12 protein-coding genes are annotated in these 12,508 nt (G+C 63.8%); 2 read left to right on the top strand and 10 right to left on the bottom strand.

From position 1 onward, the window contains the following. The first annotated feature begins 464 nt into the window (after positions 1-464). Positions 465-1,376: a YafY family protein gene (locus tag K8W16_RS11145; protein WP_304123742.1), complete on the top strand. Its 912-nt coding sequence runs from the start codon at positions 465-467 to the stop codon at positions 1,374-1,376. Between the two features lie 61 nt (positions 1,377-1,437). Further along, the gene (locus tag K8W16_RS11140; protein ID WP_304123740.1) at positions 1,438-2,061 is read left to right on the top strand and encodes a nitroreductase family protein; all 624 of its coding nucleotides are present in this window, start codon (positions 1,438-1,440) and stop codon (positions 2,059-2,061) included. 461 nt (positions 2,062-2,522) lie between these two features. Here K8W16_RS11140 and tsaB read toward each other — a convergent pair whose 3' ends face one another. From tsaB to rpsB, 10 genes are all read right to left on the bottom strand, one after another. After that, positions 2,523-3,299: a tRNA (adenosine(37)-N6)-threonylcarbamoyltransferase complex dimerization subunit type 1 TsaB gene (tsaB, locus tag K8W16_RS11135; protein WP_304123738.1), complete on the bottom strand. Its 777-nt coding sequence runs from the start codon at positions 3,297-3,299 to the stop codon at positions 2,523-2,525. 4 nt (positions 3,300-3,303) lie between these two features. Further along, positions 3,304-4,398: an RIP metalloprotease RseP gene (gene rseP, locus K8W16_RS11130; RefSeq protein WP_304123735.1), complete on the bottom strand. Its 1,095-nt coding sequence runs from the start codon at positions 4,396-4,398 to the stop codon at positions 3,304-3,306. Positions 4,399-4,748: 350 nt separating this feature from the next. Beyond that, positions 4,749-6,011, bottom strand: coding sequence for a 1-deoxy-D-xylulose-5-phosphate reductoisomerase (dxr, locus tag K8W16_RS11125; RefSeq protein WP_369694474.1), 1,263 nt, complete (start codon positions 6,009-6,011; stop codon positions 4,749-4,751). Between the two features lie 342 nt (positions 6,012-6,353). Further along, on the bottom strand, positions 6,354-7,178 hold the full coding sequence (locus K8W16_RS11120; protein ID WP_304123732.1) for a phosphatidate cytidylyltransferase: 825 nt from the start codon (positions 7,176-7,178) through the stop codon (positions 6,354-6,356). 242 nt (positions 7,179-7,420) lie between these two features. Then, positions 7,421-8,128: a polyprenyl diphosphate synthase gene (uppS, locus tag K8W16_RS11115; protein WP_304123730.1), complete on the bottom strand. Its 708-nt coding sequence runs from the start codon at positions 8,126-8,128 to the stop codon at positions 7,421-7,423. 159 nt (positions 8,129-8,287) lie between these two features. Then, entirely contained in the window at positions 8,288-8,848 is a 561-nt protein-coding gene (gene frr, locus K8W16_RS11110) for a ribosome recycling factor (RefSeq protein WP_304123729.1), read from the bottom strand. Between the two features lies 1 nt (position 8,849). Next, entirely contained in the window at positions 8,850-9,566 is a 717-nt protein-coding gene (gene pyrH / locus K8W16_RS11105; RefSeq protein ID WP_304123727.1) for a UMP kinase, read from the bottom strand. 2 nt (positions 9,567-9,568) lie between these two features. Then, complete coding sequence (locus K8W16_RS11100) at positions 9,569-10,399, bottom strand: glycosyltransferase family 2 protein (protein WP_304123725.1); 831 nt, start codon at positions 10,397-10,399, stop codon at positions 9,569-9,571. Between the two features lie 124 nt (positions 10,400-10,523). After that, positions 10,524-11,354, bottom strand: a complete 831-nt coding sequence (gene tsf / locus K8W16_RS11095) for a translation elongation factor Ts (RefSeq protein WP_304123724.1) — start codon at positions 11,352-11,354, stop codon at positions 10,524-10,526. Between the two features lie 26 nt (positions 11,355-11,380). Next, a complete protein-coding gene (gene rpsB / locus K8W16_RS11090; RefSeq protein ID WP_304123722.1) occupies positions 11,381-12,130 on the bottom strand; it encodes a 30S ribosomal protein S2 in 750 nt (249 codons plus the stop codon). Between the last annotated feature and the right edge of the window lie 378 nt (positions 12,131-12,508).

Here is a 12,508-nt window from a genome sequence, read left to right as displayed (position 1 = left end):
ACGGGCCTGCGCGTCCCTCCGTCGTGTCAAAGGAAGGGATTTAAAGATAAGGGAGCGTTGCCGGGGCTTGCCCCTTTTCCCCGCATCCTTCGGCCTTTGTTTGCGAAGGCTTGCCCCTTCTCAACGCTCTGGGGCCCCCGGCCAGCCTTCAGGCGGCCGGGCCGCAAGGCAAGCGCAGGCGGGATTCACTCCCGCCGTTGCGCGCCGCCGCAGCGTACAAGCCCCGCGCCCGTACAGTGTGTCCGGGGCATACGAACCTGCGCGGCAGGGCGGACGCGGCAAGGGCGGGCCTCTGTGTCCCTCCGGCGTGGGAAAGGTCAGGCCCCTTGCGCAACGCATCCTTCGGCCTTTGTTTGCGAAGGAATCCCCGGCCGCTCAGGCGCGGGAAAGGGCGGCCCTTGCGCCGTCTGCGGGAAAGGGTATCACAAAGGGGTGCGGGGCGCGCATCATGGAGGGAGCGTATTATGCAGGTGGAGCGTCTTTTCAAGATCATGTTTTTATTGATGAAGGGCTCCGGCCTCACGACCGGGGAACTGGCGGAGCATTGTTCCGTATCCGTGCGTACCATAAGGAGGGATCTGGACGCCCTGAGCCTCGCGGGTATTCCTCTCACTTCCCGCCGGGGCTACGGCGGGGGCGTGGGCATGCTCCGGGAATTCACCCTCGACAGAACCTTTATGACCCCGCAGGAGCAGGAAGATATCCTGCACGGCCTTCAGGCTCTTCAAGGCACGGGCTATACCGGGGCGGACGAAGCGCTCCGCAAGCTTGCGGCGCTGTTCCGCAAGGACTCCGAAGAACGCTGGCTGCGCGTGGATTTTTCCTCCTGGTGCGGTTCCGGCTTCGACAAGGAGAAGTTCGACCGGCTGAAAGAGGCGATCCTCGGGAAAAAAGTCATTACTTTCACCTACTTCAGCTCGGAGAACCGTATTTCGGAAAAATGCGCGGAGCCTTTGTGCCTGCTTTTCCGGGAACGCGCCTGGTATGTCTGCCTTTTCGACCGCAGGCACGGCCGCGAAACTGTGCTTCGGGCTTCGCGCATACGCGACCTGCGCGTGACCGAAGAGAGGTTCGAGCGCGTCATGCAGAGCGATCCCATGGCCGCCCCGGACTATGCCGCAAGCTACGCCATGGAGCGCGTCGTGCTCAGGGTGAAGGCCGAATACGCCTTCCGCGTGTTCGACGAATTTCCCGCACAGGCCGTTTCCCGGCAGCCGGACGGCTCCTTCCTCATCGACGAGCCCATGCCCGTCAACGCATGGCTCACGGGCTACCTCCTTTCCTTTGCCGATGGGCTGGAAGTTTTCGAGCCCCTTTCCCTGCGTGAAATTCTGAGGGAAAAAATCCGCCTCATGCAGGAGAAATATGACAGCTAGATGTCCGGTTCCCCGCGCTATGTTCGTCCTGTCCCTTGCGGGAAAAACAAAGGAGCACGGTATGGATGTATATGAAGCGATAGCGCGGCGCAGGACGGTTCGGGATTTTGAAGACAGGACGGTGGACAGGGAGACGGTGGAGCGCCTGCTGGAAGCGGGCTTGAAAGCGCCGAGCAACACGCATTTGCGACAGTGGGAATTCGTCGTCGTCAACGAGAAAAGCGAAAGGCGGAGGCTTCTGCGGGTGAAGGACATGGAAAGCCGCGAGGAATGTGACGCCATGCTCGACGGCTTCGGACTCACGGACGTTGCGCAGCGCGCCATGTTCCACGAGGCCATGCCCCGGCAGTTTTCCATGCTCTATCATGCAGGCTGTCTCATCCTGCCCTTTTTCCGGGTGAGGGAGCCGCTGCTTCGCCCCACCTCGCTGAGTTCCCTCAATGATTTTGCCTCGATATGGTGCTGCATCGAGAATATTCTTCTGGCCGCGGCTTCCGAAGGCATCTTCGGGGTGACGCGCATCCCCATGAAGGAGGAGTCCGAACATATCAAAACGGTGCTGGGCCACCCGGACAACTATGTTATGCCTTGTTATCTTGCCTTGGGCTACCCGGCAAAAAACGCTTCTCTGCCCCGGCAGAAAAGCGTGGATATCCGGGAGAAAATACACCTCGGCGCATGGTGAGGCCCCTCCGTACCATAAACAGGGAACGACGCCCCGGTGAGGTCCCGCACGCGAAAGCAGGGCTTCCCGGGGCAACCTCCCTTTCCGGGATGGGGGTGCATGGCTCCGCCTTCGCGCTGTGGAGCGCGCCCCGCGCCCTGGCGATTCACCGGACCCCCGGGAGGAGGCGCGTCCGGAAGGGGCAGCCGGCTTTTCCGCACGGGGAGAGGCCGCCGTTCTCTGCCGGTAGTTTTTCCGCGCGGGGAAACGCCGCTAAGCCCCGGTGTTGCGGCAGCCGTGAGAAGCGTTTTTTAGGAAGGCGCTCCCGGCAGGAGGGGCACTTTCGGGAAAAGGTTTTCCCGGGCGCGGTGCCTTTTCCGTTATGGATGCGCGCCGTGCGGCGTGTTTGCGCCGTCGGCGGGAGAGGCATCCGCCCGGCCCCGCCTGTGTCCGGGGCAGGGGAGGAAGGGCCTTTTCCGGCCTTATTCCTCTACCAGGGTAAGGGGAGCGTGGGTGAGGCGTTCCAGTTCCTGCTGGGCGATTTCCGGCGTGCGGCCCTGGGCGCGGGCTATGGCGTCGAGGTTTTCCACGGCGTCGCAGTCGCGCATGTAGAGGGGAGGGATATCGGAGCCGTCTTCCTTTTCCCAGTCTACGGCGCGCACCATGGCGGCAAGGGAAGCCGGGGTGGGGTGGTCGCCTTCAAGGATACGGGCGGAGGGGGGCAGGGCCTCTTTGATGCAGGCGAGGTTGCTGTTCACGGCGCTGCCGAGCACAAAGGCCGGGCTTCCCATGGTAAAGCCTTCGGGCAGGGGCGGCACGGGCAGAAGGAAGGTGCGGCCCATGGGCACGGGGAAGCCCTTTTCATCGGCGCGGAAACGCGCGCCGTAGGCCAGGCCCCGGCGGGCGTTGGTGAGCACGAGCACCTCTTCCCCTTCGCGGGCCGGGGCGTTGGCGGCGAGGCACTGAAGGTAGTTCAGTCCCGCCTGTTTCGCTCCCGCAGCGCGGGCCAGGGCCGAGGCTGTGGTCAGGCCTATGCGCAGGCCCGTGAAGTTGCCCGGCCCGGCCGCGCAGGCGATGCGGCCTATGGCGGAAGGGGGGAAGCCGAGGCGTGAACAGGCTTCGGCAAGGGCCGGGGCGAGCAGTTCGGTGCCGCCGCGCTGGGCGAGCCAGTCTTCGGCGCAGAGCATGGAGCCTGCGCGGAAAAGGGCGAACTGCACGCGCTTTTCCGCGGTATTCAGCACAAGGGTGATATCCTGCATGGCGTTACCTGAACCAGCGCATGACGTCGTTGAAGGTGGCAAAGACCATGAGCGCGATGAGAAGGCTTGCGCCCACGCGCATGGACCAGTCCTGTACCTTTTCCGGTACGGGGCGGCGGACGATGATTTCCACGATGCAGAACAGGATGGAGCCGCCGTCCAGCACCGGGATGGGGAAGAGGTTGAGCAGGCCGAGGTTTACGCTGATGAGGGCCGTGAGCATGAGAAGCGGCGCAAGGCCGGCTTCGGCCTGTCTGCCCAGCATCTGGGCGATGAGTATGGGCCCGCCCACGGCATCGGCGGCCACGGAACCCGTGACGAGTTTTTTCACGCTGGTCAGGGTGAGGTCGATCATGCCCCAGGTCTGCCTGAGCCCGAGAACGGCGGATTCCAGGAAGCCCTTTTCCTCATAGCGCACCGCGCCGGAGGCCTGCACGCCGATGAGCCAGGCCGTTTCCGTTTCCCCGAAGATATTGGTGCGCTCGCTGCGCGTGGGCATCAGGGAAAAATGCAGGGTTTTTCCCTCGCGCTCGACTTCCACTTCCAGAGTGCGGCCGCCGGATTCGCCCACCGTATCGGGCACCTGTTCCCAGCGGTCCACGGGAGCGTCGTCAATGGCCGTAATCATGTCTCCGGGCAGTATGCCCGCCTCCATGGCCGCGCTGCCCTGCACTATGCCCCCCACCTGCGGCAGGGTGACGGCAAGGCCCATGCTCATGGTGAGGCCCCAGTAGATGAGCCAGGCGATGATAAGGTTCATGAACGGCCCGGCAAAGGCGATGATGAGCCTCTGCCACGCGGGCTTGCTGGTCACGGCCTCTTCCTGCGTGAAGCCGAGGCTTTCCACCTCGTCGCTGTATTCGCCCACGCCCGAAACGTAGCCGCCGAAGGGCAGCCAGGAAAGGCGGTATTCCGTCTTGCCGCGCCGGAAGGAGCACATTTTCGGCCCCATGCCTATGGAAAAGGTGATGACTCCCACCTTGAAGGCCCGGAAGGCCAGAAAATGCCCGAGCTCATGGAAGAAGATGAGCCCGCCGAACACCAGCACCACGGCCAGCGCGGAATCCCAGTAGGAAAGATAGTGGAGTAATGACTGCATGGTATCCTGAAGGGTGCGTGGCGACGCCCCGCTGAGGTTGAATGTCGCAAGGCGGCGCAGGGAAGCAGCGCGGCCTGAAAGGGCACGCCCTGCACTCCTGCCCGGAGGAAGGCCGCCTTATATCCGGAGAACCTTCGCGCGGAAAAGCTCAGGCGTCTCCCAAGCGGATTAATAGGAGATTTTTCCTGAAAGCACAATGCGCAAAGCGCCCCCGGAAAAAAGCGCGCGAAAAAGGCGCGTCGATCCCGGGAAAGGGGCGGCGATACTGCCGGAAAAGGGCGTTTGCCCATGCGGCCCGGGGCCTCTCTCCGGCGGGGCGGGCTTTGCCGCACAAAGCGCCTTCCGGCCGCTCAGCAAGGGGCGCGCCAGAGATACGCCTTTTCGCGCGCGGCCGCATCGCAGGCTTCGATTGCTTCCAGCCCGGCCTTCACCTGCGTTTCGAGGGGGCCGTCGTGCAGGGAAAAGTCCGGCCTTGCCGGGGTGGCTCCGAGCACGTCTTCCACCAGGGCCGCTATGTGGGGGAAGCCTATCTCCCCCCCGAGGAAGCGCGCCACGGCTACTTCGTTGGCCGCGCTGAGCTCCACGGTGAGGCCCTCTTCCAGAGCTCGGCAGGCAAGGTCGAGGCAGGGGAAAAGGGCACGGTCCGGCTCTTCAAAGGTAAGGCTCCCCACCTCGGCGAGGCGCAGGGGCCGTATGCCCGTGCGCGTCCCTTCCAGAAGGTGGGGCCAGGCAAGGCAGGCCGCAATGGGCACGCGCATGTCCGGCACGGCGAGCTGGCCGATGAGCGAGCCGTCGGAGAGCTCCACCAGCGAATGGATCACGGACTGCGGGTGTACCACCACCTCGATATCCTTCACCGGAACCTGATAGAGGTGGAAGGCTTCAATGACTTCCAGGCCCTTGTTCATGAGCGTGGCCGAGTCGATGGTGATTTTCGCGCCCATGCTCCAGCTCGGGTGCCGGAGAGCGTCCTGCGGGCGCACGGTCTGGAGAAATTCCCGGCTTTTTCCCCGGAAGGGGCCGCCCGAGGCCGTGAGGATGAGCCGCGCGATATCGCTTTCCCTGCGGCCCGCCATGCTCTCGAAAAGGGCGCAATGCTCCGAATCCACGGGCAGGATCACCGCGCCCGTGCGCGCGCATAATTGGCGGATGAGCTTCCCGGCGAGCACCAGGGATTCTTTGTTGGCGAGGCAGACGGTCTTTCCCGCAAGGGCGGCGGCCACCGTGGCCCGGAGTCCTGCCGCGCCCACCTGGGCGGAAAGTACCATGTCCACTTCGGGGAGGGAGGAAAGGAGTGCGTAGCCTTCCTTGCCTGAGAGTATTTCCGGCGCGTAACCCGCAGGCAGAAGGGCGCGCAGGGCCTTGACGCCGTGGGGCCCGTCCTTTTCCAGCACGGCGAGATACGGCGGCCGCCAGAAGTCGGCCTGCCTTGCCAGAAGCTCGATGTTGCGCCCCGCAGCCAGGGCCTGCACCGTGAACTTGCCGGAACTTTTCCACGCATCGAGCACGCGCAGGGTGCTGGCGCCTATGGAGCCTGTACAGCCCATGAGCGCGAGGCGGCGGGGAAAGGGCAGGGCGTCCGCTTCGCAGGGAATTGCGCTGATATATTTCATGGACATTCCTTTACGGTTTGAAGCCCCCGGGGAAGACCGGAGAGGGCTGTGGCCTTTTTCCGCCCGAAGCGCCTGCCTGCGGGGAAAGGCGGCGTCCGGGCAAAGATTCCGGCCGCCCGGAGCGAGGGGCTTTCCGCCATGCGCTCCGGGGGGAATATCCCGTCTGCGCCGCCCCGTGCGGAAGGCCGCGTCTTTCCGGCGGGCCTGTGCAGAAGGGGCCGCGCTGCGGCCGGAGCGGCTTTTTTGCCGCGTCAGGCCGGGAGTTTTTCCCGACCCCTGCCCTGTTTCGGGGAAGGGCCGAAGGCCGATGCGAAAGCCCCGCGCGGGGCGCGGGGCGGGGGACTAGAAGAAGGGGTGCAGGGCCGAGGCCAGGGCGTAGGTTCCCACACAGAAGGAAATGCTGTCCAGCCTGTCGAGCACGCCTCCGTGCCCGGGCAGAAGATGGCTGGAATCCTTCACGTTCACGGCGCGCTTCAGCGCGGATTCAAAAAAGTCGCCGAGCTGCGCCATGACGCCCATGACGGCTCCGAGCAGGGCGAAGGAGAGCATGTCCGCCTTGCCGAGGAAACAGCCCATGGCGCAGGCGACGGTCACGGCCGCAAGAAGGCCGGCCACGGCCCCTTCCACGCTCTTTTTCGGGCTCACGCCCGGCCAGACGGGATGTTTGCCGAAGCTTACGCCCGCAAAATAGGCCGCCATGTCCGAGGCGGCGGGCAGAAGCACCACGAAAAGCTGTTCCCAGCGGGAAAACTGCATGGCCGGGGAAAGCAGCACGGGAATGTAGAGTATGCCGCAGAGAATGACGGCGGCGCGGCGCAGGGGTTCCGGGCTTTTTTCACGGCTCCATGAGATAAGGGCGTAGAGGGCCGCGGCCATGGCGCAGAAGGCCAGAACAAGGTGCGGCGCAAGGGCGGGGGCGTACACGGGCGCAAGGGCGCAGGCTCCCGTATAGCCCGCGCCGAGCAGAAGGCCGAGTATTTTCATGCCCCAGCCGCCTTCCTTCTGGAACAGGAAGAGGAATTCCCCCATGCCCGCCACGGCGAGCACGGCCACCAGGCCGACGACGTACCGGCCGCCCATGCTCCACGCGGCAATGAGCACCGCTGCGAGCACCACGGCCGTGACGAGCCTGAGGCTCAACGATGCGGCGCGAAATTTTTCGTTCATCTTGCATCCTTATAGGTGTTGGGGCCGTTACCCGGCGGGGCGGCCCCGTGGCCTGGGCGGCTCCCCCTCTTCGGAGGATGAAGCGGCCTTTCCGCCCCTGCTTCCCTGCGGGGGCTGCGCGTATCTTATCCTTGAATCTCTTCAAGCACGGCGCCTGCTTCCCTGCGGGGGCTGCGGCCCTCATCCCGCGCAGGGATTGCCCGCGGCCTGTGCGGGCGGTTCAGGCCCCGCGCTGTGCAGCTTCAGCCCAGCTGCTCATCCGTCCGGCCGAAGCGGCGCACCCGCCCGGCATAGCTTCGGAGGGCTTTCGCCAGCTCTTCCGGCCCGAAATCCGGCCAGAGCACGGGGCTGAAGTAGAGTTCCGCGTAGGCGCTCTGGAAAAGCAGGAAATTGCTGAGCCGCTCCTCCCCGCTTGTGCGTATGACAAGGTCGGGGTCGGGCAGGGCCGGGTCGTAGAGCAGGGAGCGGAAGGCCTCTTCCGTGAGCTCTTCCGGCTTCAGCCCCTTTTCCAGCGCAAGGCGCGCGGCGCGCAGTATTTCTTCCCGCCCTGCATAGCTTATGGCCAGCGTGAACACCATGGAGCGGTTGGCGGCCGTTTTCTTCACGGCGTAATCCATGGCGCGGCGCACGGCAAAGGGCAGGTCTGCCCGCTCGCCGATGAAGGAAAGGCGTATGTCTTCCTTCATGAGCTCCGGCAGTTCCTGCCGCAGGAATTTGAGGAACAGGTCGAAAAGAAAACTGACCTCGGTTTCGGGCCGCTGCCAGTTCTCCCGGGAAAAGGCGTATACCGTCACATGGCCTATGCCGAGGCGGCGACATTCGCGCACCAGCGTGCGCACGGCGTCCACCCCCGCAAGGTGCCCCCTGGAGCGGGGCAGGCCCCGTTCCCTGGCCCAGCGGCCGTTGCCGTCCATGATGACGGCGATGTGCTCGGGAAGCTTTTCTTCCATGCCTTGTTCCTGCCGCTCATGCGGCCTTCCGCAGGGCAGGCCGCGCCGCTTTTTCGCACGGGCAAGGGCGCCCCCGGGCCTCTTCGCCGGACGGGCCGCCCTGCGCGCATGCGGCGCGCCCCGGGCGCGGCGGAAGATGCCGCCGCACGCCCCGGCGGGCTAGATTTCCATGATTTCCTTTTCCTTGGCCTGGGCCTTGGCGTCCGCTTTCTTCACAAAGGCGTCGGTGAGCTTCTGCACGTCGTCCATGGCCTTCTTCAGCTCGTCGGCGGAAATTTCCTTGTCCTTTTCCAGCTTCTTGAGCGCGTCGTTCACGTCACGGCGGATGTTGCGCAGGGCCACCTTGGCGTCTTCCGTATACTTCTTGCTCACCTTGGTGAGGTCGCGGCGGCGTTCTTCCGTGAGCGGCGGCACCGTGATGCGGATGAGGCGGCCGTCGTTCATGGGCGTAAGGCCGAGGTCGGACTTCAGGATAGCCTTTTCCACAGGGGAGAAGGCGTTGCGGTCCCAGGGCTGGATGGTGACGGTGCGGCTGTCGGGAACGGCCACGGAGGCGAGCTGCTGAATGGGCGTGGGGGTACCGTAATAGTCCACCTTGATGTTGTCCACAAGGCTCGTGGTGGCGCGGCCGGTGCGGAGCTTGCCGAAGTCGCGGTCGAGGGCGACCAGGGCTTTTTCCATACGTTCTTCGGCGTCGAGCTGCAGGGTCTCGATATCCATGTCATTCTCCCTTTACAATGGTGCCTGCCGCTTCGCCGCAGACAACGCGTTTGATGTGCCCGCCGAACATGCTGCACACGATGACGGGCACGCTGTTTTCCTGGGCCAGGGTAATGGCCGTGGCGTCCATGACTTTGAGGTGGCGGCGCAGCGTCTCGTCGTAGGAGAGCTCCTCGAAACGCACCGCGTCGCTGTGCTTCATGGGATCCTTGTCGTACACGCCGTCCACTTTGGTGGCCTTGATGATGGCGTCGCACTTGAGTTCCGTGCCGCGCAGGGCCGCCGCCGTGTCGGTGGTGAAATAGGGGTTGCCCGTGCCCGCCGCGCAGATGATGATGCGCCCCTTTTCCATGTGGCGTATGGCCCGGCGGTGAATGTAGGGCTCGCACAGCTCCCGTATGTCTATGGCGGAAAGCACTCTTGTGGGGCAGCCCATCTTTTCCAGCGCATCCTGTACGGCCACGGCGTTCATCACCGTGGCGAGCATGCCGATGTAGTCGGCGTTGGAGCGGTCCATGCCCTTGGCCGAGGAGGAAAGGCCGCGGAAGATGTTGCCGCCGCCGATCACCAGCGCAAGCTGCACGCCGAGGCTCGCCACGTCGGCGATTTCCTTGCAGATGAGCTGCACGGTATCGGGGTCTATGCCACTGCCTTTTTCACCGGCGAGGGCTTCGCCGCTCAGTTTGAGCAGCACGCGCCGGTATTTGAGTTCGCTCATCGTCATACTCTCCGGGAATCAGGGTGTGTGGAGGTGTCCGCCCCGCCGAGGCCGTGATCGTAGGGAGCGCCCCAGCCGCCTTCGCGGATGCGGACATATTTGAGAAACGTGTAGAACGAGGTATGCGCCGCCATGAGAAAGCCCGCCCTGCCGTCCAGAAGGCCGAGCTTTCTTACATACATGTCGAGAAAGCGCCAGGCGCCGTGGAGAAGGCCCGTGAGCACGCCGCCCTTTTTTCCTTTGGCTTCCAGGTCGCGCGCCCCGCGCTCCGCGTAGTCGTTGAGCTTTTCGAGCTGGTTCTGGAAGCTGGAGTAGGTGTAGTGCAGCATGTCGCCCGAAAGCTCCCCGTAGGGCCCGGAGGGCACGAACTTCTGATGCGCGCCGTTGTTGTCGATGCGTATGGCTTCGGGCAGGAAGAGGCGGAACAGCCTGTCGGGGTAGGAGCCGCCGTGCTTCAAAAACCTGTCGAAATACCAGGTGCGGCGGGGCATGGAAAAGGCCGTCTTGTCCCCGGGGGAGGCCAGGGCGGAGAGTATGTCCGCTTTGAGCTCGGGGGAAATGATTTCGTCGCAGTCGAGCATGAGCACCCAGTCGGTGGGCGCGTTGGCCGCGAGCCAGTCGATGCCGTAGCGGATCTGCTTTGCGTTGCCGGGCCACTTGTTCTGGATGAATATGGCCCCGTGCTCCTTCGCTATCTCTTCCGTCTTGTCGGAGCTGAAGGAGTCGACGATAAGGATTCTGTCACAAAAAGAAAGAGATTCAAGACACTTGCCGAGGAGACGCTCCCCATTCAGGGTAATGATGAGGGCGGTGAGGCGTACGCGTTGTTCCATGGGCTATCCGTGAAAAGGGCATGAAAAAGGGGAGAGAAATCTTCTCTCCCCTTGTATCCTGAACTTACGGCGGATTCAAGCTCGCCGGGGCGACTTTTCTTGAAAAGCCGCCCTCATGGGCGAACTACGCGCCGAGCTGGATGCGCACGAACTTGCCCACGGAGACGGAGCAGCCCGCAGCCTTGGCGGTGGCCTTCAGAAGGTCCTGCACGCTCATCTTGTCGTCGCGGATGTAGGCCTGGTCGAGCAGGCATACTTCCTTGCAGTACTTCTTCACGGCGCCTTCGGCGATCTTGTCGATGATCTTCTCGGGCTTGCCTTCGGCAAGGGCCTTCTGGCGGTACACTTCGCGTTCGCGTTCAAGAAGCGCGGGGTCGAGGCTTGCGGCGTCGAGGGCCAGGGGGTTGGAAGCGGCGATCTGCATGGCCACGTTCTTGGCGAAGTCGGCCACGTTTTCATCGGCGGCCTTGTCGGTGAGGATTTCCACGAGCACGGCGAGCTTGCCGTTGGAGTGCACATAGGCGCCCACGAGGCCTTCGCCTTCGATGCTCATGCGGGTGAAGCGGCCGAGCACGGTCTTTTCACCGGTGGAAGCGGCAAGGTCGTTCACGCGGTCCTGGAAGGCGTCGAGGTTCTCAGGGGCGTTCGCAGCCACTTCTTCGGCTACGGACTTGGCGAATTCCTGGAACTTTTCGCCGCGGGCCACGAAGTCGGTTTCCGTCATCACTTCCACGATTGCAGCCACTTTGCCGTTTTCTGCGGCGGCGCAGGCGATCACGCCTTCGGAAGTGGCGCGGTCGGCACGCTTGGCGGCCTTGGAAAGGCCCTTCTGGCGCAGCCAGTCGAGAGCCTTTTCCACGTCGGCCTCACATTCCGTGAGGGCCTTCTTGCAGTCCATCATGCCCGCGCCCGTCTTGTCGCGCAGCTCCTTCACCATGGCGGCGGTAATAGCCATTGTCATTGCTCCTTGAGAGAAAAGGGTTATTCCGCAACTTCGGCCGTTTCGGCGGCCTGCTGCATGGCGACTTCGGGGTCGGCCACTTCCTTGCTCTGGGCGGCGCCTTCGATGCAGGCTTCGGCCATGGCGTTCACGAACAGCTTGATGGCGCGTATGGCGTCGTCGTTGCCGGGGATGATGTAGTCGATGACGTCGGGGTCGCAGTTGGTGTCGGTCACGGCCACAATCGGGATGCCGAGCTTGCGGCATTCCTTCACCGCGATTTCTTCACGGTGCGGGTCGATGATGAACACGAGCTGGGGAAGGCTGTCCATGTCCTTGATGCCGCCGAGAGTGAGGTTCAGCTTGTCGAGCTCGCGCTGGAAGCTGAGGATTTCCTTCTTCTGATAGCGGTTGATGGAACCGTCGGCGAACATGGCTTCGAGCTTCTTCAGGCGTTCGATGCTCTTCTGGATAGTCACGAAGTTGGTGAGGGTGCCGCCCATCCAGCGGTTGGTCACGGAAGGCTGGCCGGCGCGGGCCGCTTCGGCGGCCACGGCTTCCTGGGCCTGGCGCTTGGTGCCGATGAAGAGCACCTTGCCGCCGCCCGCCACGGTTTCCACGATCTTGTCATGGGCGGTGCGGAACAGCTTCACGGTCTGCTGCAGGTCGATGATATGGATGCCGTTGCGGGCGCCGAAGATGAAGGGGCGCATCTTGGGGTTCCAGCGGCGGGTCTGATGGCCGAAATGCACGCCGGTTTCCAGCATCTGTTTCATGCTGACGTAAGCCATGGTAATTCTCCTTGGAAAAAAAAGGGTTTGTCTTCCACATCGACCCTGGCCCTTCACCCGGGGGCGCCTTCGCCTCGCGGGAACCCTGGCCGCTGCCGATGTGTGCATTGTGTGTAACCGGGAGTTTCTACCCCATTTTTCCCCGCAAGGCAAGCGTTTGTTTCGGGGAAAACGGGCGGGTGGGAAAGGGGAGAAACGCGCGGAAAGGCGCGGCCTGTGCCCGGATGCCACGGGCGGGAAAGGATGCGCCGCAGCGTCTGGGGGCATGCGCGTCCTTCATGGGCGGGAAACGCGGCTTCGCCGTTTCACAGAAGTGTGGGCTGCGGCCGGGGAAGCGGGAGGCTTTTGTTGAGCTCCGAGCCTTTCCGCGCCTGCCCG

The organism is Mailhella massiliensis (assembly GCF_020741395.1).
GTDB lineage: Bacteria > Desulfobacterota > Desulfovibrionia > Desulfovibrionales > Desulfovibrionaceae > Mailhella > Mailhella massiliensis_A.
This window is presented reverse-complemented; position numbering and strand designations above follow the sequence as displayed.

Coding starts and splice junctions, on each gene's coding strand:
- dxr (WP_369694474.1), bottom strand. CDS start 6,011: ATGAAATATATCAGCGCAATTCCCTGCGAAGCGGACGCCCTGCCCTTT.
- frr (WP_304123729.1), bottom strand. CDS start 8,848: ATGGATATCGAGACCCTGCAGCTCGACGCCGAAGAACGTATGGAAAAA.
- pyrH (WP_304123727.1), bottom strand. CDS start 9,566: ATGAGCGAACTCAAATACCGGCGCGTGCTGCTCAAACTGAGCGGCGAA.
- uppS (WP_304123730.1), bottom strand. CDS start 8,128: ATGGAAGAAAAGCTTCCCGAGCACATCGCCGTCATCATGGACGGCAAC.
- tsaB (WP_304123738.1), bottom strand. CDS start 3,299: ATGCAGGATATCACCCTTGTGCTGAATACCGCGGAAAAGCGCGTGCAG.
- rseP (WP_304123735.1), bottom strand. CDS start 4,398: ATGCAGTCATTACTCCACTATCTTTCCTACTGGGATTCCGCGCTGGCC.
- K8W16_RS11100 (WP_304123725.1), bottom strand. CDS start 10,399: ATGGAACAACGCGTACGCCTCACCGCCCTCATCATTACCCTGAATGGG.
- K8W16_RS11145 (WP_304123742.1), top strand. CDS start 465: ATGCAGGTGGAGCGTCTTTTCAAGATCATGTTTTTATTGATGAAGGGC.
- K8W16_RS11140 (WP_304123740.1), top strand. CDS start 1,438: ATGGATGTATATGAAGCGATAGCGCGGCGCAGGACGGTTCGGGATTTT.
- rpsB (WP_304123722.1), bottom strand. CDS start 12,130: ATGGCTTACGTCAGCATGAAACAGATGCTGGAAACCGGCGTGCATTTC.
- tsf (WP_304123724.1), bottom strand. CDS start 11,354: ATGGCTATTACCGCCGCCATGGTGAAGGAGCTGCGCGACAAGACGGGC.
- K8W16_RS11120 (WP_304123732.1), bottom strand. CDS start 7,178: ATGAACGAAAAATTTCGCGCCGCATCGTTGAGCCTCAGGCTCGTCACG.